Raw genomic sequence first — 18,387 nt, forward strand, 5'->3', positions numbered from 1 at the left:
TCTCGGGTCGTTCTGTCTCCACAAAACCCGGGGCAATTCATTACCCACGACATGCGCTTTGCCGAGGTCGCATCCGACACGGTTGTGTACATGGATGGTGGCCATGTGATTGAGGCCGGTCCGCCAGAAGTCCTGTGTGTGAACCCTGCCCATGAACAGACCCGCCGTTTTATGAGGACAGTCCTGTGAAGACGATCACACAGCCCAGCCCTCGGCGCCTGTGCCGCGCTCTTTTTGGCCTGTTCTGCCTTATGCTGGCATTGGGTGGCGTTGCTGCCATGCCTGCTCATGCGCAGAGCAAACCCTTCCATTGGGCGGCCGATGCCTCGGCCGATGTGCCCTACACGTTCCATGACCTCAAGGATCAGAACAAGCTTACCGGCTTTGAATATGATCTGATGCAGGAGCTGAGCCGCCATATGGGCGCGCCGCTCGAGTTCATCAACAACGATTGGGACGGGCTTATTCCCGGCCTGCAACGTGGCCTGTACGACATGGTCATCTGCGGGATCGAGATGACGGATGAACATGCCGAAGGCATCGACTTCAGCGTTCCTTACTACATTACATCCGAGCGGCTGGTGGTGCGGCGCAAGGGCAAGCAGTTGACCACTCTGGCTGCGCTGGAAGGGCATACGGTCGGTACAATCAAGGATACGCAGGCCGAGCGTATGCTGACCAACAATTCCAAAATCTCACTCCGCACGTATGATGAAGAAACAGATGCCTTCATGGATCTGGCCAATGGTCGTACGGACGCCATTCTGATCGATGGTCCCATTGCCAAATATTACGGCGAGACCAATCCGGCCCTGCATATTGTGGGGGAACCCATCGGGCGGGTGCAGTATGGCATTGCCTTTGCCAAAGGCCAGAACAAGGAACTGCGTGAGCGGGTGAACGCCGCCCTTGTGGCAATGCAGCAGGATGGCAGCCTGCACCATATTCTGGTGCGCTGGGATCTGTGGACGCCAGAAATGGCGCAGCTGACCAACGACTATACACAGCCAAACGTAACCCCTGCCGCATGGAACAACTATGTGGCCGAGCTGGAAGGCAAGGGGGGGCTGCGGGTCAAGCTTGAGCGTTATGCAGGTTTTGTGCCGCAGTTGCTCAAAGCCGCATGGCTGACCCTGCTGGTTTCGCTTTGTGCCATGGTTCTGGCGGTGGGGCTGGGCCTTGCTCTGGCGCTGCTGCGCCTGTACGGCCCCCGCCCGCTGGCATGGCTGGCTGGGGTGTATGTGGAGCTTGTGCGCGGCACACCTCTGCTTATTCAGGTCCTGTTTATTTTTTATGGTCTGCCGGAATTTGGCATCAGCATGACCCCGTTTGTTGCCGGTGTGGTCAGTCTGGGCATGAACTACGCGGCATATGAGGCCGAAAACTACCGGGCCGGTTTGCAGTCGGTCGCGCATGGGCAGATGGAAGCAGCGCTGGCGCTGAACATGACCCACAGGCAGGCGCTGCGTTATGTGCTGGTGCCGCAAGCGTTCAGGCTGGTTATGCCGGTCATGACGAACGATTTTATCTCTTTGCTCAAGGATTCGTCTCTGGTCAGCGTGATCACCCTGACCGAGCTGACCCAGACCTACGTCCGCCTGTCTTCTGCCTATTTTGACTATTTTGGCACGGGGCTGATGGTGGGTGCGGCTTACCTGCTGCTGGGCCTGCCGTTTGTGCGGCTGGCACGGCTGGCGGAAAAACGCCTGTCCATGCCCCATACCCGCCGTCGGTAACCCCGATGGCCAGAGGCCATGTTTATAGCTTTAATGCGCTATAGGCATGGCCGGTTCTTGTTCTGCATTGTTGTATCCGTCCTAACCTTGCTGCAATAGGAAGGATAACAGACTCGTAGCCTGAAACAGAATGCTGGATACAGGGCGGGACGGTTGGAGTCCTTTTTCGGCATACTCTTCACCGTTTCTCCTGTGGTTGTTGGCAGCACTGGATAAGGCTGACCGCCTACACAGGAAACGGTGCCGAACTCCATGGATCTTCTCTCTGCACTGCATAGTTTTGTGCGTGTTGCCGCTACAGGCTCATTCTCCGCCGTCTCGCGCGAGACGGGGGTGAGCCAGCCTACCATCTCCCGACATATTGCCCTGCTGGAGGCGCACTACGGCACCACGCTGTTTGCGCGCACCACACGCAGCCTGACCATGACCGAAGATGGCCGCAGCCTGCTCCCCCACGCCTATGAGGTGTTGGAAATACTGGAAACCGCAGAAACCGTTCTGGGCCGCAGGCGCGCTTCGGTCTCCGGCCTTGTGCGGCTGGGGGTAACCACGGCCTTTGGCCTGTGCCTGACCCGCAGAATGGGCGAACTGCTGGACCGCCACCCCGACCTGTCGGTGGAGGTGGTCATGCGCGATTCGTTTGGCGATCTGGTGGAAGAAGGGCTGGATCTGGCCGTGCGGGTGGGTGAAATAGCCGAAGGCACCTTGATCGCCCGCAAGCTGGGGGTTGTCCACAAATGGCTGGTGGCCTCGCCCGCCTGCCTGCAACGCCACAATATGCCTGAATTCCCGCGTGATCTTACCGAGTATCCGGGGGTGGTGTACAATTACGGCTCCAGCCGTCTGGACTGGAATTTTGAGCGCGATGGGGAAGAGAGCGTTATTGCCCCATCCGCCGTGTTCCGCGCCAATAGTAGCGAGGCCGTTATGTACGCTGTGGAAGCGGGCATTGGTGTGGGGCTGCTTCCGGCTTTTCAGGTGCGCGATGCGGTGGCCAGTGGTCGTCTGGTCCGCCTGTTTGCAGATTGGAATATTCCGGGTCTGCCGTTCTATGCCGTGCATACCGGTCCACGCACTCTGCCGTTGCGTACGCGCACGGTTATGGATTTTCTGGTCGAAGTCTCGGGCGATCTTCTGCGGGATGGCGGGGCTTTGTCCCCCGTGGAGTAAGCGGGGCCGGGTCCTTGTATTGACCTGCCAATAAAAAAGCCGGGCCAATAAAGCCCGGCTTTTTTATTGTGTATGGTTGGGGCTGCCTGTTCAGGCAGAAGGATTACCCATGAAAAGCCGGGTCCATGGCTTCCGCCGGAGGGGCGGTATTTGGGGTTAGCTTGCTGTCAAACCCATGTTCCAGTGTGGGCACCCATCCCCGCAGCCAGCTATTGGTGCGTTGCACAAAGTCCGTTACCGCGCCCGAATCGGCCATACCTGCACGGGACCAGTTTTCGGGCGAGCCGGGAACCCTGCGCCCGCCAGCTTCTGCCGGGCTGAGCAGCATGTGCACGCTCATAAAGTCCACGCCCGCGCCAGATTTGCTCTTTTCCACCAGATTCCATCCGGCATCGACCAGAATGGGGGGGAGGTCAAAGCCCATCATGGTCAGGCGCTGGACAGCGGGGGGAATGTACATCTGGTCGCTCAGGAGCGCCTGCAGGGCCTCGTTGGAGGTCAGGAACAGGTTGTTCACCACCCGTATGGGGGTGGTCATCCAGCATTCGTTGCGGTTGCCATCCTGCGGTGCGGCCTCGTTCATAAAGTTGAAGCTGCTGTGGCATTCGTCCTGAATCATACGCACGGCTGCAACTGGCAGGGACTGGGTGGTGGCCTGCGCAATAATCAGCCCGGTGACAATGCCCTGAGCGGAGCGGACATACAGGGTGGTCAGGACCTCCCCATGGGCCACGTCATCCTGAAAATTCACGATCGGGTGCCATTTGCCCGCAGGCAGGGGGAGTTGCCGCCCCGCAAACGCCACGGAGCCTTCAAACTGTGCATCCATGGGAGGGATGGAAACCGTACGCTGGTCTTCATCGGGGTGGAGTGCGTCACTCGCTTCGGTGCCGCCCATGGCTGAAGGCAGCATATGCCGGACCTTGCTGCTGAGCGCGCCATAGCCCGGCAGGCGGGCACTCAGCCACGGAGCGGGAAAAAGAATGGAGAGCGTGCCGCACACGCCTGCGGTTATCAGTGCGGTGCGCCATAACGGGGCGCGGTGCCACAGGCGGGTAAAAGCGGTCATGTAGTAACCTTGGTTATGGGGCGGTCGGTTAAAGGGGGCAGTGGGTTATGGGGTCAGGCGGGCGTGTAGCCCGTCATCCCGGTTGTCGGCTACCTTGGCTACCACGGTGCCGTCATCCTCCTTGACCAGACGGACCATGCTGGCCCCCTGCTGGCGGGCAACAATCAGGGACTCGCTGATCATATCTTCAATCGAGCGGACCAGATCGCGGGCGGAGGCAGCATCGCCCATACGGCTCTGGCGGCGCATGACATCCAGCAGAAGCGAGGCATCAATCCCCGCGGTTTCCACCTTCAGGCCATAACCTTCGATCATGGCTTCAATTTCCAGTGCGCCAACGCGGGCAATGTCCAGACCACGCAGTGCGCGGAAGACAAAAATGCGGTCCAGCCGGTTAAGCACTTCGGGGGCAAAGCCCGCCTGACGGAGGGCCTCAACCGATTCGGCCCGCATCCGGTCCGGGTCATCGTGCAGGCGGTCGGCAATTTCGGTCAGGGCATCGGTGGCAATGTTGGAGGTCAGCACAAAAATGGCCCGCACGGTGGAAATCTGCTGCCCGGTGGAGGCCTCGGTAATATGTCCGTCGTTCCATGCCGTCAGGAATTTTTTGAACACATCGGGGTGGGCTTTTTCAATTTCGTCCAGCAGAACCACGGCATCGGGTTTTTCTTTCAGCCCGCCGGTCAGCTTGCCGTATGTGTCCGAGCCGACATAGCCTTTGGGGGAGCCAAAAAGCTGTGTGGCTGCGTGGGGGCTGCTCATCTGCGTCATGTCAAAATGCAGCAGGGGGCGTTCGAGCTGGCGGGCCATCTGTTTGGCAAGGTAGGTTTTACCCGTACCCGGTGGCCCCGCGAGCAAAAAGATACCCACAGGCTTGCCGCGTACCTGCAACGCAAGGCGGCGGCGGAGCTGGGCTGCAATATCCTCGCATACCTGATCCTGCCCAATCACCCGTGCGCGCAGGTTTGCGGCCAGTTCTTCGGCATCTATTGTGGTTTCGCGCTGTTCGCGCGCAAGCATTTCTTCCAGTTCAGCGCGATTGGTCAGTCTGGCAAGAACGTCCATGATGAACCCCCGTCGGCGTAGTAGCCCTTTGCGGGCCAGATGTTCGGCCCGAGTTTCAAACAGCAGTCCTGCAACACTCAGCCCAAGGCCGGTTGCGGCCAGAACAGGCCAGGCAGATGCACACCATTGCAGCACATGCGCAACGGAATGCAGGGACAGATGCAGGCTGAGAATGATCTGGATGCTGGCCAGCACCAGAAAAACCACCATCATCAGCGGCATCAGCCGGTTTAGTGTGGGAAGCAGACCCTTCATTGCGCGATCACCGTGAGTGCAAGGGTATCCCCTTGTTTATAAAGAACGGGCAGGGACTGGGGGCCAAAAACGGTTATGGCCCCGCTGCCAATCCCCGCAGGGCCGGGTGGGGTCGATGGAATGATGTCCACATTCCCGCTCATGCTTATGGGGAGGATAACCGTTGTGGGCTTGGCGGTCAGCCCCACGCTCTGCTGCCACGGGCCACAAACAAGGGTAATGGTGCCGCCAGCCCCCGTTGCATCATAGACCGGCATGGCCACCAGCCGTACATCGCGGCGTTTGACTGCGGCCAGAATATCCGCCTGCTGCTGGGGGGAAAAGCTGGAGCCTGCCAGTGCCTGCTCGGCATTTTGGGGGGCGATCACGTTCAGGGGCAGGCCCATACGCTGCGACTCGTCACCTTGTGCGGATTCGGCGGCAATGGCGGGGTTGGACTGGGTTTTGCCCCCGCCATAAAAATGCAGTCCGGCACCAGCCATAAGCACGCAGGCTGCCATACCAATGAGGCCCAGCCTCATGTTGGGGGATTTTTCGGCCGCCTGGGGCTGAGGCTGCCATGCCGGGTCTGGCTTGTTCTGCATGATGACGGTCAGCCTCCTTGCTTGCGTAGTGGAGCGTTGCAGATATGTCGCAGCCAAAGCAATAAAAGCATGTCTGTGGGTTGGCGCAATGTGCAAAACTGGTCCAGCGGTAATTTATTTTTTATGGTCAGCCGTGCGCAAACATGGCGCGTGCAGTTTCTTCCCTTGCAGTTTGCGCCTTTGTGCACTAGATAAAGCATCATCCTTCTCAATTTGAATGACGTTTCGGGGGGTGGCCTTAGAAGGGCCGCCTTTTTTGCTTTGGACAATGATCTTTCTGCCCATTCTGGCCTTGAGGGCCGCCTGCTTGCATTGATTGCTCCCGCCGTAGAGGAAATGGGGTATGAGATCGTGCGCGTGGCAGTGCTTGGGCGTGAGCGCCCAACGGTGCAGATCATGGCCGACCGGCAGGACGGAATGTTGATCAATGTTGAAGATTGTGAGCGAATCAGCCACGCTGTAGGCGCTGTGCTGGACGTGGAAGACCCTATTCCGGGGGCGTGGACGCTGGAAGTTTCCTCCGCCGGGATCGATCGCCCGCTCACACGCGCCAAGGACTGGACCCGTTTTGCGGGGCATCAGGCCAAGGCGGAAGTTTTGGTCCCTATTGAAGGACGGCGGCGTTTTGCCGGTATTTCTCTGGGGTCCGATGGAACAGTTGCCCGTATGCGGCTGGATGACGGCACGGAAGTGGCTTTGCCACTGGCCGAAATCCGCAAGGCGCGACTGGTCCTGACTGATGCGCTGATTAAAGACAGCGCCCGTATGGTACAGCCTGCATCGGATGCAGGTGTGGAGCAGGATGGTAAAAAAGAGCCCCCTGCTTCCAAGGTGCATTGATAAAGCTGCCTGTTTTGGAGAGCTGAGAGCATGGATACCTCCGTTTCCCGTCCTGAACTGCTGCTGGTGGCAGACGCCGTATCGCGCGAGAAGGGCATCGACCGTGAAGAGGTTCTGGAGGCCATGGAGCAGGCCATCCAGAAGGCTGGCCGCGCCAAATACGGGCACGAAAAGGACATTCGCGCCACAATCGACCGCCGCTCGGGCGAGGTTCGCCTCTCCCGCTGGACGGAAGTTGTGGATCAGGTGGAAAACGAGGACGCCCAGATCGCCCTTTCCATTGCCCGCAAGTTCCGCCCCGAAATTCAGGCTGGCGAATATCTGATCGACCCGCTGCCCCCGATCGACTTCGGGCGCATTGCGGCGCAGACCGCCAAGCAGGTTATTGTGCAGCGCGTGCGTGAGTATGAGCGTAAGCGCCAGTACAATGAGTTCAAGGACCGTGTGGGCGAGATCGTCAACGGGACCGTCAAGCGGACCGAATACGGCAACCTGCTGGTTGAAATTGGCTCTGCCGAAGCGCTGCTGCGCCGCGATGAGCTGATCCCGCGTGAGACATTCCGCAACTCGGACCGTGTGCGCGCTTATATTTACGATGTGCGTGACGAACCGCGTGGGCCGCAGATTTTCCTGTCCCGCACACATCCGGCTTTTCTGGCCAAGCTGTTTGCGCAGGAAGTGCCCGAAATCTACGATGGTATCATCGAAATCAAGGCTGTTGCGCGTGACCCGGGGTCCCGTGCCAAAATGGCAGTGATCTCGCGCGATGCTTCCATCGACCCGGTCGGGGCCTGCGTTGGTATGCGCGGCTCCCGCGTGCAGGCCGTTGTGGCCGAATTGCAGGGTGAAAAAATCGACATTATCCCCTGGAGCCCGCAGGCTGCCACCTTTGTGGTGAACGCGCTGGCCCCGGCTGAAGTCAGCAAGGTGGTGATGGATGAGGAAGCCGGGCGCGTTGAAGTGGTTGTGCCGGATGACCAGCTTTCTCTGGCTATTGGTCGCCGTGGGCAGAACGTCCGCCTGGCCAGCCAGTTGACGCGTTGGGATATTGATATTCTGACCGAGGCTGAAGAATCCGAACGCCGTCAGGAAGAATTCCGTCGCCGGAGCAACCAGTTTGTTGAGGCACTGGATGTGGATGACGTGATTGCTGGCCTGCTGGTGACCGAAGGGTACCACAGCATTGAGGAGCTGGCTTTTGCCGACCCTGATGAGCTGGTGGGTATTGAAGGGTTTGACGAATCGGTGGTGCAGGAGCTGGTCCAGCGTGCGGAAGGCCATCTTGTCCGGCAGGAAGAAAAGCTGGATGAGCGCCGTCAGGAGCTGGGTGTTACCGACGATATTGCAAATATGGGTGTGTTCACCAACCAGATGCTTGTGACACTGGGTGAAAAGGGTGTAAAAACTCTGGACGACCTTGGTGATCTGGCTGGCGATGAGCTGGTTGAGATTCTGGGGGCGGATGCCATAGAAGAAGACGCCGCCAACGAGATTATCATGGCAGCGCGTGCGCACTGGTTTGATGGGGAAGAGGGGGCAACTCCTTCATCCACGCCAGAAGGCGGGGCAGGCGTCTGAGGCCTTGATACAGGGTGGGTGGTGATTTCTTGCCAGCAGCAGAAGAGAAGGGCAGCCTCCGCAGGTGCGCAGTCACACGGGAGGAAGGAACTCCAGCTCAGATGGTGCGGTTTGCTGTCTCACCCTCATCCATTATTGTCCCTGACCTAGACGCGCGTCTGCCGGGACGGGGAATATGGTTGAGTGCCCGTCGGGATGTGATAGAACAGGCCTGCAAGCGCGGCGTGTTCGCACGCTCGGCGCGGATGCAGGTCAAGGTGCCGGAAGATCTTCTCTCTCAGGTGGAAGTGGGTCTGCACCGGCGCATGATAGAAGTGGTTGGGCTGGCGCGGCGCGCTGGTCAGGCCATTAGTGGCTTCGTTAAGGTGCGGGAATGGGTTATGCAGCGTCGTGCTGCTGTTATCGTTCACGCATCGGACGGAAGCAGGGAAGAACTGGACCGTCTGATTTCAGGCGGGCGGGACATTCCTGTCGTTGATGCGTTGTCGTCCGAGGAACTGGCTAAGGTTTTTGGGCGTGAACGTGTTGTGAATGTGGCGCTGGCGGCCGGCGGGCTGGCTACGCGTCTTTGTTGTGAAAACAGACGTTTTGCGGGGGTGGCCGTTGGCGATCCCCGGGTCTGCCGGACCTTTCCGGCGGATGGGTGTGAACAGGCGGGTCAATGAGCGAAGGCAAGGATCAGGATCAGGGTAAGGGGCGTTTGTCCCTTCGGCCGGCAGGGCGTCCGGAGGTCGGACGGACGGTTGATGCCGGGTCCGTGCGGCAAAGTTTCAGTCATGGCCGTTCAAAGGTCGTGCAGGTGGAAGTGCGTAAAAAACGTGGTCCTTCCCCGGCAGGCGCTGGTGGGCGTGCCGGTGGTTCCCGTGCAGGTGGCGGCCGTACCCTGACCGCAGCCGAACTGGCCATGCGCCAGCGCGTGCTTCAGGAACAGAAGAAAGAAGCGGAAGAAGCTGAACGGCGTGAAGCCGAGCGGCGCGAAGCTGAGAAGATTCGTATTCTTTCCGCCGCTGAAGAAGCGCGCCGGAAGGAAGAAGAAGACAAGCGTCTGGCAGAAGAGCAGGCCGCTGAAGAAGCAGCCGCAGCCGATGCAGAACGCAAGGCCCGGATTGATTCGATCAAGCCGATCGAACTCAAAACGCCGGTCGTGTCCGCTGTGCCGATTCCGGGTGAAGTCACTCTGGCACCGCCTGCTGGACGCCTGCGTCCGTTGGCTGAACGTGCCATTATGCCAGCCAAGCCGCTGAACAAGCCGGCTGCTGCCCCTGCAAGAGCCCCCGCGGCACCCGCTGCGGAAAAAGATGCAAGTGCAGCCCAGACCCTGCGCCTGCGCGGTGGTCGTGGTGCGGAAGGCGAGGATGAGCAGCGCCGTGGCCCAGCCCGTAACAAGGCCGTGCCGCCCCGCAAGAACAGCAGCGGCCGCAAGGGCGATACCGGTGGTGGCCGTCGTGCGGGTCGTATTGACGTGCAGGCTGCGATTGAAGGGGATGACGATAAAACCCGTTCACTCGCTTCTGTTCGCCGTCAGCGTGAGCGTGAGCGCCGTCAGGCCGAGTTGGAGCGCTTGCGTTCCGATCAGGTGAAGGTGGTGCGCGACGTGATCCTGCCGGAAACGATTACGGTGCAGGAACTGGCTAACCGTATGGCTGCCCGTCAGGGTGAGGTGATCAAGGCGCTCATGAAAATGGGTGTCATGGCGACCGTGACCCAGAGCATTGATGCCGATACGGCAGAACTGGTGGTGGAAGAATTCGGCCACCGTGTCCGCCGCGTTTCCGAAGCGGATGTGGAACTGGGTATTGAGGGCGTGGAAGACACGACCGAAGATATGCAGCCGCGCCCGCCTGTGGTGACGATCATGGGGCATGTCGACCACGGCAAGACCTCCCTGCTGGATGCGCTGCGCACCACCGATGTGGCCGCAGGGGAAGCCGGTGGCATTACCCAGCATATTGGCGCTTATCAGGTTACTCTGGAATCTGGTGCGAAGATCACCTTCCTGGATACGCCGGGACATGAGGCCTTTACGGCTATGCGTGCCCGTGGCGCATCCATTACGGACGTGGTCGTGCTGGTGGTGGCCGCAGATGATGGTGTGATGCCGCAGACGATCGAAGCCATTAAGCACGCCAAGGCTGCCAATGTGCCCATGATCATTGCCATCAACAAGATGGACAAGCCGGGTGCCAAGCCGGACCGCGTGCGGCAGGATCTGTTGCAGCACGAGATCGTGGTGGAATCTATGGGTGGTGACGTGATGGACATTGAAGTGTCCGCACGCCAGCGCCTTGGGCTGGACAAGCTGGAAGAAGGGATTCTGCTACAGGCAGAAATTCTGGAACTTCAGGCCAATCCGGACCGCGCTGCTGAAGGTGCCGTGATTGAAAGCCGTCTGGACCGTGGGCGTGGTTCCGTTGCTTCCGTGCTGGTGCAAAAAGGTACACTCCGTAAGGGCGACATTGTTGTGGCCGGTGCAGAGTGGGGCCGTGTGCGTGCTCTGGTTGATGACCGTGGTCGTCAGGTGGAAGAAGCTGGTCCGTCCATGCCGGTGGAAATTCTGGGTCTGTCCGGTGTTCCTGCCGCAGGTGCCCCTTTTGTGGTCGTGGAAAATGAAAACCGCGCCCGCGAAATTTCCGAGTTCCGCCAGCGCAAGCTGAAGGAGCATCAGGCTGCCGGTCAGGCTGCGGCCCGCGGTACGCTCGACCAGATGCTGGCCCGTATTCAGGCCGGTGTGCAAAAGGAAGTGTCTGTCCTTATCAAGGCGGACGTGCAGGGTTCGGCAGAAGCACTCCAGACGACAGTGCTCAAGCTGGCGAATGAAGAAGTTGGTGTGCGTGTTCTTAACGCCTCGGTTGGTCAGATCACGGAAAGTGATGTGCAGCTTGCCAAGGCATCGGATGCCGTAATCATCGCCTTTAACGTGCGTGCAACCTCTCAGGCGCGGCTGCTGGCCCAGCGTGAGGGCGTGGATATCCACTACTACTCCATCATCTATCAGGTGGCGGATGACGTGGAACTGCTCGTACGTGGCAAGATGGCACCCAAGCATCGCGAAAAGTTCCTTGGCTACGCCGAAATCCGCAAGGTTTTCGAAATCAGCAAGGTTGGCAAGGTGGCCGGTTGCTTTGTGACCGACGGTGTTGTCAAACGTGGCTGTGGCGTGCGTCTGCTGCGTGATGGCGTGGTGATCCATGAAGGTGATCTGAGCCAGCTCAAGCGCTTCAAGGACGACCAGAAAGAAGTCACCAAAGGTTACGAATGTGGTCTGTCGTTTGCGGGTTACAACGACCTGCGCGAAGGCGATGTGGTGGAATGCTTTGAAAGCGAGTTAATTCCAGCATGAGTCGTCGCCACGGATCAGGCAGTAAAACAGGGGGACCGGCGGACTATCTCGCCGGTCTTTCCTCATCTGGGCCATCGCAGCGTCAGTTGCGGGTAGGGGAGGAAGTCCGGCGCGTTCTGGCTGAACTCTTCGCACGCACCACGTTCCGTGACCCGGATTTGTCCGATGTTGCCATTACAGTAACCGAAGTGCGGCTTGCGCCGGACTTCAAACATGCAACGGTCTTTGTTACGCGGTTGGGTCGTAGTGATGTGGCCAGTCTGCTGCCCGGGCTTAAGCGGGTGGCTCCATGGCTGCGCACCCAGCTTGCCCATAAGCTGACAATCCGCACCGTGCCAGAGCTGCATTTTCAGCCCGATACGGCTTTGGATACGGCAATGCATGTTGATTCTCTCCTGCGTCTGCCCGAAGTCCAGCGTGACCTTGGTCATGCGGAACAGGATCAGCCAGAAGAAGATTAAGACTGACAAGTCGCTCTATTGGAAAAATCCGCCAGACCAGTCTGGCGGGTTTTTTTTATGCGCTGTTGAGTGTGGGTTATGACCCTTTTTCCTGCTGGACAATGGGGCGGATGGCAAAATTGCTTTGAATGCGCACAACGCCGGGCAAGCGGGATAATTCTTCTTTATGAATACGTTCGTAATCCTGCATGTCTTTGGCCTCCACCCGTAGCAGGTAGTCGGCATCGCCTGTCATCAGGTAACATTCTTTCACATCGGGGCATTCACGGATACGGCTTTCAAAGCGGCGCAGGCACTCCTCTGTCTGTCGTTCCAGAGTGATCTGCACAATAACCGTTGCAACAGATGGTGCATTGCGGCGGGCAATAATGGCCTGATAACCCCGTATAATCCCTTCTTTTTCCAATGTTTTAACCCGCCGCAAACAAGCCGAGGGAGAAAGGCCAATACGCTCGGCCAGTTCGGCGTTGCTCAGGCGGCCATTGTGGCGCAGGTGGCGGAGTATGGCATCGTTCAGGCGATCTGGCATAATCTGTCTTTTGTGCCTTTTTTGTGCAACATTATGCAAAAATAATACAACCAAGCACGAATCATGCACCATAATCGCAGGATATGCCATGAAGAGTGCGATAAAATTCTGATACCGTAACAGAACGGATATGCGCCGTGACCAATGCTTCCTCTCCCGTTCATGCAGGCTGGCCCGCACAACGTGCAGGTGCAGTTTTGACCATTAACCTGGAGGCGGTGGCCCACAATTATCGTCTGCTCAAGGCCCATGTGCCTAACGCCGTGTGTGCTGCTGTGGTCAAGGCCGATGCGTACGGCCTGGGCGCGGCACAGGTCGCACCGGTTCTGGAGCAGGCCGGTGCCAGCCAGTTTTTTGTAGCGCATGTGGATGAAGGACTTGCCCTGCGCCACCATGTGCGGGCTCAGGCAGGGATTACCGTGCTGCATGGTCCCCGCCCCGATGCGGTGGAAGCCTGCCTGGCCCACGGGTTACGCCCGGTGCTGAACAGTCTGGACCAGCTTGGTTGGGTACGGGCGGTAGCGCGTAAGAACCAGAGGGCGCTGGGGGTTGTGCTGCAACTGGATACGGGCATGTCCCGCTTTGGTTTGTCCGTGCAGGATGTGCGGCATATTGCGGCCAATCCGGACCTATTGGACGGGCTGAGTGTGGAACTGGTTATGAGCCATCTGGCCTGTGCGGATGATCCGGGCAATCCGGCCAATGCAGAGCAGGCGGCACGCCTTGTAGAGTACGCAGCGCTTTTACCTGTGCAGGCTCCGCTGAGTCTTGCCGCCTCCTCCGGTGTGTTCCTGGGGCCGGACTATCATTTTAACCTCGTTCGCCCCGGTGCGGCCCTTTATGGCGTAGCGCCAGACCCGCAGGCTACCAACCCTTTGCGGGCTGTGGTGGGGCTTAAGGCCCATGTGCTGCAAACGCGTGCGTTAAGCAAAGGGGACCGGGTGGGGTACGGGCTGACATGGCAGGCCTCTGGTCCATGCCGTGTTGCGACCATTGCCGCAGGGTATGCGGATGGTTTTATACGCGCACGGGCCAGAGGCTTTGCATGGTTCCGTGGCCAGCGCCTGCCCATACTGGGCCGTATTTCCATGGATTCCATGACTGTGGATGTCTCCTCCATTCCAGAAGGCCAGCTTGAGACTGACGGCATGGTGGAGCTTTTGAATGATGCATACGGCGTGGATGATGTAGCCGCCGCCGAAGGCACCATTGGTTACGAAGTCCTGACATCACTGGGGCATCGGTATCATCGCAATTATGTGCACGCTGCCTGAGGGCAGGACAGCAGGAGAAGAGTAAGATCATGAAGGTTCTTGTTCTGGGCAGTGGCGTTGTGGGTGTAACAACCGCTTGGTATCTGGCGCAGGCGGGGCACGAGGTCACAGTTGTGGACCGTCAGCCGGGTGCCGGGCTGGAGACCAGCTTTGCCAATGCGGGTCAGGTCTCGCCCGGTTATTCTGCGCCGTGGGCCGGGCCGGGTATTCCGCTCAAGGCGTTAAAATGGCTGTTTATGAAATACAGCCCCTTTGTGTTCTGGCCCATGCCAGACCCTCATTTGTGGAAGTGGCTGGTGCAGATGCTGGAGAACTGCAACACCCCGGCATACGACCGCAACAAGGGGCGGATGGTCCGGCTGGCCGAATATAGCCGCGATGTTATGTGTGATCTGCGCCGTGAGACAAATATTGCCTATGATGACCGGCAGCAGGGTACCCTGCAGGTGTTCCGTACCCAAAAGCAGATGGACGGCATTGCGCAGGATATTGCCGTGCTTAAACAGTACAACGTGCCTTACGAGGTGCTGAATACTGCGGAATGTGTACAGGCAGAACCCGGGCTTGCGGCATCGGCCGAAAAAATTGTGGGCGGTCTGCGCCTGCCGGGGGACGAGACGGGGGATGCCTTCAAGTTCTCGCAGCGGCTGGCGGAAATGGCTGCGGTTGCTGGTGTGACCTTCCTGTACAACACCGACATTCGTAAAATTCGTACGGACAATGGGCGTGTGGTTGGGGTGGAAACATCCCGCGGTGTGTTGACGGCAGATAGTTATGTGCTCTCGCTGGGGAGCTTCTCTCCTGCGCTTGTGCGGCCTTTGGGGCTGAACCTGCCGATTTACCCGGTTAAAGGTTATTCGCTTACGGCGGATATTACCGATGCGGGCCGGGCACCTGTTTCCACCATTATGGATGAAACGTTTAAAATCGGCATCACCCGTCTGGGCGACCGCGTGCGTATTGGCGGCACGGCGGAACTGGCCGGGTTTAGCACCCGTTTGCGCGCTCCCCGCCGGGCGACGCTGGAGCATTCGGTCACCGACCTGTTCCCCAACTGTTGCGATGTGCCAGCTGCCCAGTTCTGGACCGGCCTGCGGCCCATGACGCCCGATGGCACGCCCATTATTGGCCGTACCGGGCTGGACAATCTGTACACCAACACCGGGCATGGCACGCTGGGTTGGACCATGGCCTGCGGGTCTGCCCGCGTGCTGGCGGATATTATGTCCAACCGTAAGCCGGATATTGCGTATGAAGACCTGAATATGTTCCGTTACCGGCCATAAAACGCGTTGTATTCTGCCATTATTCAGGCCCGTTTGCGCGGGCCTGAATGCTTTTGGGGCTGGCATATAGGTGGGTGTTGGCTAGAAAATGCTCTAGTGAAAATAAAAAAATATAGATAAAATAAAGCCTCTACATGGGACCTTATCGAGAATTAGAAAAATAAGGGTAGCAGGTTTTAACGTGATCAAGATTTATGTGAATTATTTTTCCAACAACAAAATAATATCCAATTCTGTTCTTGAACCTATTCAGGTCGGAAAAGCCTTATCCCCTGTTGCATTGGATATGATCGCTGATGATACTGGCGAAAATATCTCCAAAAAAAATCCATCATATTGCGAAATGACAGGCGTTTACTGGGCGTGGAAGAACGATCGGCAGTCTGAATACATTGGGTTTATGCATTACCGCCGCTTTTTGGATTTTTCCTCTTCTGCGCAAAAGCGGGATACAACATTGGGGGGTACGGGTATTGGCCGCCTTGATGATGATTTTTTGAATAATTGTGGTCTGACCAGGCAGAATATGGCGCAGGTCTTGGCGCAGTGTGAGGGGGTGATCCCGGAACCGTTCAACGTTAAAGGGATCGGGTATAAAACACTTGAAGACCAGTACAGAGGAACAAAAGGCCACCATATTAAAGATTTTATGGCGGCAAAATCCGTTATTCATGATCTGTATCCAGATGATGTTGTTTTTTTTGAAAAAATGGCTTCCGGGTCATTACTGTATCCGTGCAATATTTTTGTTTTTAAGCGCGATCTTTTTCTGGAATACTGTGCATGGGTCTTCCCTATTTTGGAAGAGGTGGAAAAACGGATTGATACGTCCGGTTATAACCAGCAGGAAAAGCGCGTTATTGGTTATTTGAGTGAGCGGCTGTTTACGGCATTTATTCTCAAAATACGTGCAACCCACCCTCACACGCGCTTTAAAGAACGTCCTATGGTGTTTATTCAGGATACGGCAGCCATTCCAAGTGGCCCAAAGCCTCCAAGAACCGACCTGTCCGTTATTTCTATCGTTGCTTCATCCGATCAGGCTTACCTGCCTCATCTGGCAACGCTGATTTATTCGATTTTTGACTCTGCACAGCAGACAACATTTGTTGATTTTATTGTACTCGATGGTGGAATATCCGAGATCGATAAAACAATATTGAAAAAAATACCGGCCAGTTATGGTGGCAGGGGACGTATTACATTTGTAGATATGTCAAAGAACTTTCTGGATATAAAGGTTCATTCCTATTTTACCAGAAGTACATTCTACAGACTTGTTCTGCCGGATATTCTTAAAGACTATCAGCGCGTGCTGTTCCTTGATACGGATATGGTCGTCATATCCGACTTAACAGAACTGTTTGCAACCGATACGCAGGGTAAGGCAATTGCCGCTGTCCGCGACCTTGCCATGGCTTCCTTTGTGGGAGAAAAAACACCCTCTATTATAGAAGCCAATAGAGTTCCCGCGCAGCACTATATTTCTGATTACTTGGGAATGGGGGACGACTATAAAGATTATTTTCAGGCTGGCACAATTCTGTTCAATCTCGATCTGATGAGAGAGCGCCATTATGCCTCTAAAATGATGCGGGATATTACGCAAAAAAAATACTGGTTCCTTGATCAGGATGTTCTTAATAAAAACTTAAAAGGTGATGTCCACTTTCTGGACCATCAATGGAATTTTCTATTTATACATAAAAATAATATGCCTTATCTTGGGGCATCGGATAAAGTGCTTTACGAGGATTCTCTTAAAGCACCCAAAATTCTGCATTTTGCAGGAGCGCTTAAACCTTGGATTAATGATGAGCACCCTCTGGGATTTTATTACTGGGTGTTTGCACGCAAGACACACCGGTATGAAACCGTTTTAAAACAATATGTTAACAAAAAAGCAACCCTGTACGGACCGGGTACTAAGGCACCGCAGTCGGGATTTGTATGGAATCTTCTGCGCCGGGTGTGGCGTGCATTACCACCTGATGTTAAGAGGATAATTCATCCTATTGCTATTCAGATTGTCAAAGGTAAACAGTAGTGCGGAAAAACATCCTGATTATTGGCGCAGGAGTAACCGGCGCAATTGTTGCGCGTGAACTGGCCGTAAATGGCTACCACGTGACAGTCTTTGACAAACGCCAACATACCGCAGGCAACTGTTACACAAAAACCGACCCGCAAACGGGTATTCTTGTGCATGAATACGGCCCGCATATCTTCCACACGGATAATACGACCGTATGGAATTATGTGAATGAGTTCGCCGATTTTGCACCCTATATCTGTCAGGTCAAAGCAACCACGCAGGGTAAGGTGTTTAGCCTACCTATTAACCTGCTCACCATTAATCAATTTTTTAACAAGACCTTCAGCCCGCAGGAAGCCAAGGATTTTATTGAATCCATTAGCGAACCGATCGAGCCGGTCAAAAGCTTTGAGGATCAGGCTCTGCGCTTTTTGGGGCGCGATCTGTATGAAGCATTTTTCCGTGGGTATCCGCTCAAGCAGTGGGGGATGGATCCCTCCTTGCTGCCTGCCTCTATTTTAAAGCGCTTGCCTGTGCGCTTTAATTACAATGATAATTATTTCAATCATCAGTATCAGGGTATCCCGCGGGAGGGATATACCACAATGGTGGACCGCATTCTTGCGCATGAGAATATAACGGTGCATCTCAACCGGGATTTTAATGCGGCAGAAGAGCATGGGTTTGACCATGTTTTCTATACCGGCCCGCTCGACTCCTGGTTCCAGCACAGGGCCGGGCGTCTTGGTTATCGTACCCTACGCTTTGAAAGGAGCCACCATGCTGGCGATTTTCAGGGATGTGCGGTTATGAGCTACCCGGAAGAAAAAGTCCCCTTCACCCGGATTACCGAGCATAAATATTTTACCCCGTGGAAAAACTTTGAAAATACGGTCATTTTCCACGAATACAGCAGTTATTGTGGTAAAGATGATGACCCGTACTACCCCATCCGTCTTGTTGAGGAAGAGAAGGTTATTTCCAACTACGTGGAAATGGCAGATCAGGAAAAAGGCGTGACCTTTATGGGGCGGCTGGCCACATACAGATATATGGATATGGATGTGGCCATTGCTGAAGCCTTGCAGGCTGCTGGTGAATTTATAAAACTGGACAGACAGGCACAAAATATTCCTGTTTTCTTCAATCGACCGATATAAGAAAA

At 56.4% G+C, this 18,387-nt stretch carries 15 protein-coding genes and 1 pseudogene; 12 read left to right on the top strand and 4 right to left on the bottom strand.

Translation table 11 applies throughout. The features are described from left to right. The 3 genes and pseudogenes from Absy_RS02730 to Absy_RS02740 all read left to right on the top strand — a co-directional run. Positions 1–189, top strand: a pseudogene (locus tag Absy_RS02730) (hypothetical protein); the annotation flags it as partial. Between the two features lie 62 nt (positions 190–251). After that, on the top strand, positions 252–1,736 hold the full coding sequence (locus Absy_RS02735) for an ABC transporter substrate-binding protein/permease (protein ID WP_048853376.1): 1,485 nt from the start codon (positions 252–254) through the stop codon (positions 1,734–1,736). Between the two features lie 252 nt (positions 1,737–1,988). Further along, a complete protein-coding gene (locus Absy_RS02740; RefSeq protein WP_048853208.1) occupies positions 1,989–2,906 on the top strand; it encodes a LysR family transcriptional regulator in 918 nt (305 codons plus the stop codon). Between the two features lie 103 nt (positions 2,907–3,009). Here the strand turns inward: Absy_RS02740 and Absy_RS02745 are convergent, their stop codons facing one another. Genes Absy_RS02745 through Absy_RS02755 form a run of 3 tightly spaced genes read right to left on the bottom strand, consistent with a single transcriptional unit; the run spans position 3,010 to position 5,879 of the window. Continuing rightward, positions 3,010–3,975, bottom strand: a complete 966-nt coding sequence (locus Absy_RS02745) for a hypothetical protein (protein WP_048853209.1) — start codon at positions 3,973–3,975, stop codon at positions 3,010–3,012. A 45-nt stretch (positions 3,976–4,020) separates the two neighbouring features. After that, a complete protein-coding gene (locus Absy_RS02750; protein WP_048853210.1) occupies positions 4,021–5,295 on the bottom strand; it encodes an AAA family ATPase in 1,275 nt (424 codons plus the stop codon). Beyond that, positions 5,292–5,879, bottom strand: a complete 588-nt coding sequence (locus Absy_RS02755) for a hypothetical protein (protein WP_048853211.1) — start codon at positions 5,877–5,879, stop codon at positions 5,292–5,294. The genes Absy_RS02750 and Absy_RS02755 overlap by 4 nt, the downstream gene beginning before the upstream one ends. A gap of 261 nt (positions 5,880–6,140) precedes the next feature. Here Absy_RS02755 and rimP point away from each other — a divergent pair, with 261 nt between their 5' ends. Genes rimP through rbfA form a run of 5 tightly spaced genes read left to right on the top strand, consistent with a single transcriptional unit; the run spans position 6,141 to position 12,098 of the window. Next, the gene (gene rimP, locus Absy_RS02760; RefSeq protein ID WP_048853212.1) at positions 6,141–6,719 is read left to right on the top strand and encodes a ribosome maturation factor RimP; all 579 of its coding nucleotides are present in this window, start codon (positions 6,141–6,143) and stop codon (positions 6,717–6,719) included. Between the two features lie 30 nt (positions 6,720–6,749). After that, the gene (gene nusA, locus Absy_RS02765) at positions 6,750–8,297 is read left to right on the top strand and encodes a transcription termination factor NusA (RefSeq protein ID WP_048853213.1); all 1,548 of its coding nucleotides are present in this window, start codon (positions 6,750–6,752) and stop codon (positions 8,295–8,297) included. Positions 8,298–8,311: 14 nt separating this feature from the next. Further along, positions 8,312–8,962 (top strand): RNA-binding protein, encoded by a 651-nt coding sequence (locus Absy_RS02770; RefSeq protein WP_048853214.1) that lies wholly within the window; start codon positions 8,312–8,314, stop codon positions 8,960–8,962. Continuing rightward, the gene (gene infB / locus Absy_RS02775; RefSeq protein ID WP_048853215.1) at positions 8,959–11,637 is read left to right on the top strand and encodes a translation initiation factor IF-2; all 2,679 of its coding nucleotides are present in this window, start codon (positions 8,959–8,961) and stop codon (positions 11,635–11,637) included. The genes Absy_RS02770 and infB overlap by 4 nt, the downstream gene beginning before the upstream one ends. Next, entirely contained in the window at positions 11,634–12,098 is a 465-nt protein-coding gene (gene rbfA, locus Absy_RS02780) for a 30S ribosome-binding factor RbfA (RefSeq protein ID WP_048853216.1), read from the top strand. The genes infB and rbfA overlap by 4 nt, the downstream gene beginning before the upstream one ends. A 76-nt stretch (positions 12,099–12,174) precedes the next feature. Here the strand turns inward: rbfA and Absy_RS02785 are convergent, their stop codons facing one another. Continuing rightward, on the bottom strand, positions 12,175–12,627 hold the full coding sequence (locus tag Absy_RS02785) for an Lrp/AsnC family transcriptional regulator (protein ID WP_048853377.1): 453 nt from the start codon (positions 12,625–12,627) through the stop codon (positions 12,175–12,177). Between the two features lie 128 nt (positions 12,628–12,755). Here Absy_RS02785 and alr point away from each other — a divergent pair, with 128 nt between their 5' ends. The 4 genes from alr (at position 12,756) to glf (ending at position 18,382) form a co-directional block, all read left to right on the top strand. Then, positions 12,756–13,901, top strand: a complete 1,146-nt coding sequence (gene alr / locus Absy_RS02790) for an alanine racemase (RefSeq protein WP_371263704.1) — start codon at positions 12,756–12,758, stop codon at positions 13,899–13,901. Positions 13,902–13,930: 29 nt separating this feature from the next. Further along, entirely contained in the window at positions 13,931–15,187 is a 1,257-nt protein-coding gene (locus Absy_RS02795) for a D-amino acid dehydrogenase (RefSeq protein ID WP_048853218.1), read from the top strand. A 181-nt stretch (positions 15,188–15,368) separates the two neighbouring features. Then, on the top strand, positions 15,369–17,234 hold the full coding sequence (locus Absy_RS02800; RefSeq protein ID WP_048853219.1) for a DUF4422 domain-containing protein: 1,866 nt from the start codon (positions 15,369–15,371) through the stop codon (positions 17,232–17,234). Next, positions 17,234–18,382, top strand: a complete 1,149-nt coding sequence (gene glf, locus Absy_RS02805; protein WP_048853220.1) for a UDP-galactopyranose mutase — start codon at positions 17,234–17,236, stop codon at positions 18,380–18,382. The genes Absy_RS02800 and glf overlap by 1 nt, the downstream gene beginning before the upstream one ends. The last annotated feature ends 5 nt before the right edge of the window (positions 18,383–18,387 follow it).

This window comes from Acetobacter syzygii (genome assembly GCF_000964225.1).
Classification (GTDB): domain Bacteria; phylum Pseudomonadota; class Alphaproteobacteria; order Acetobacterales; family Acetobacteraceae; genus Acetobacter; species Acetobacter syzygii.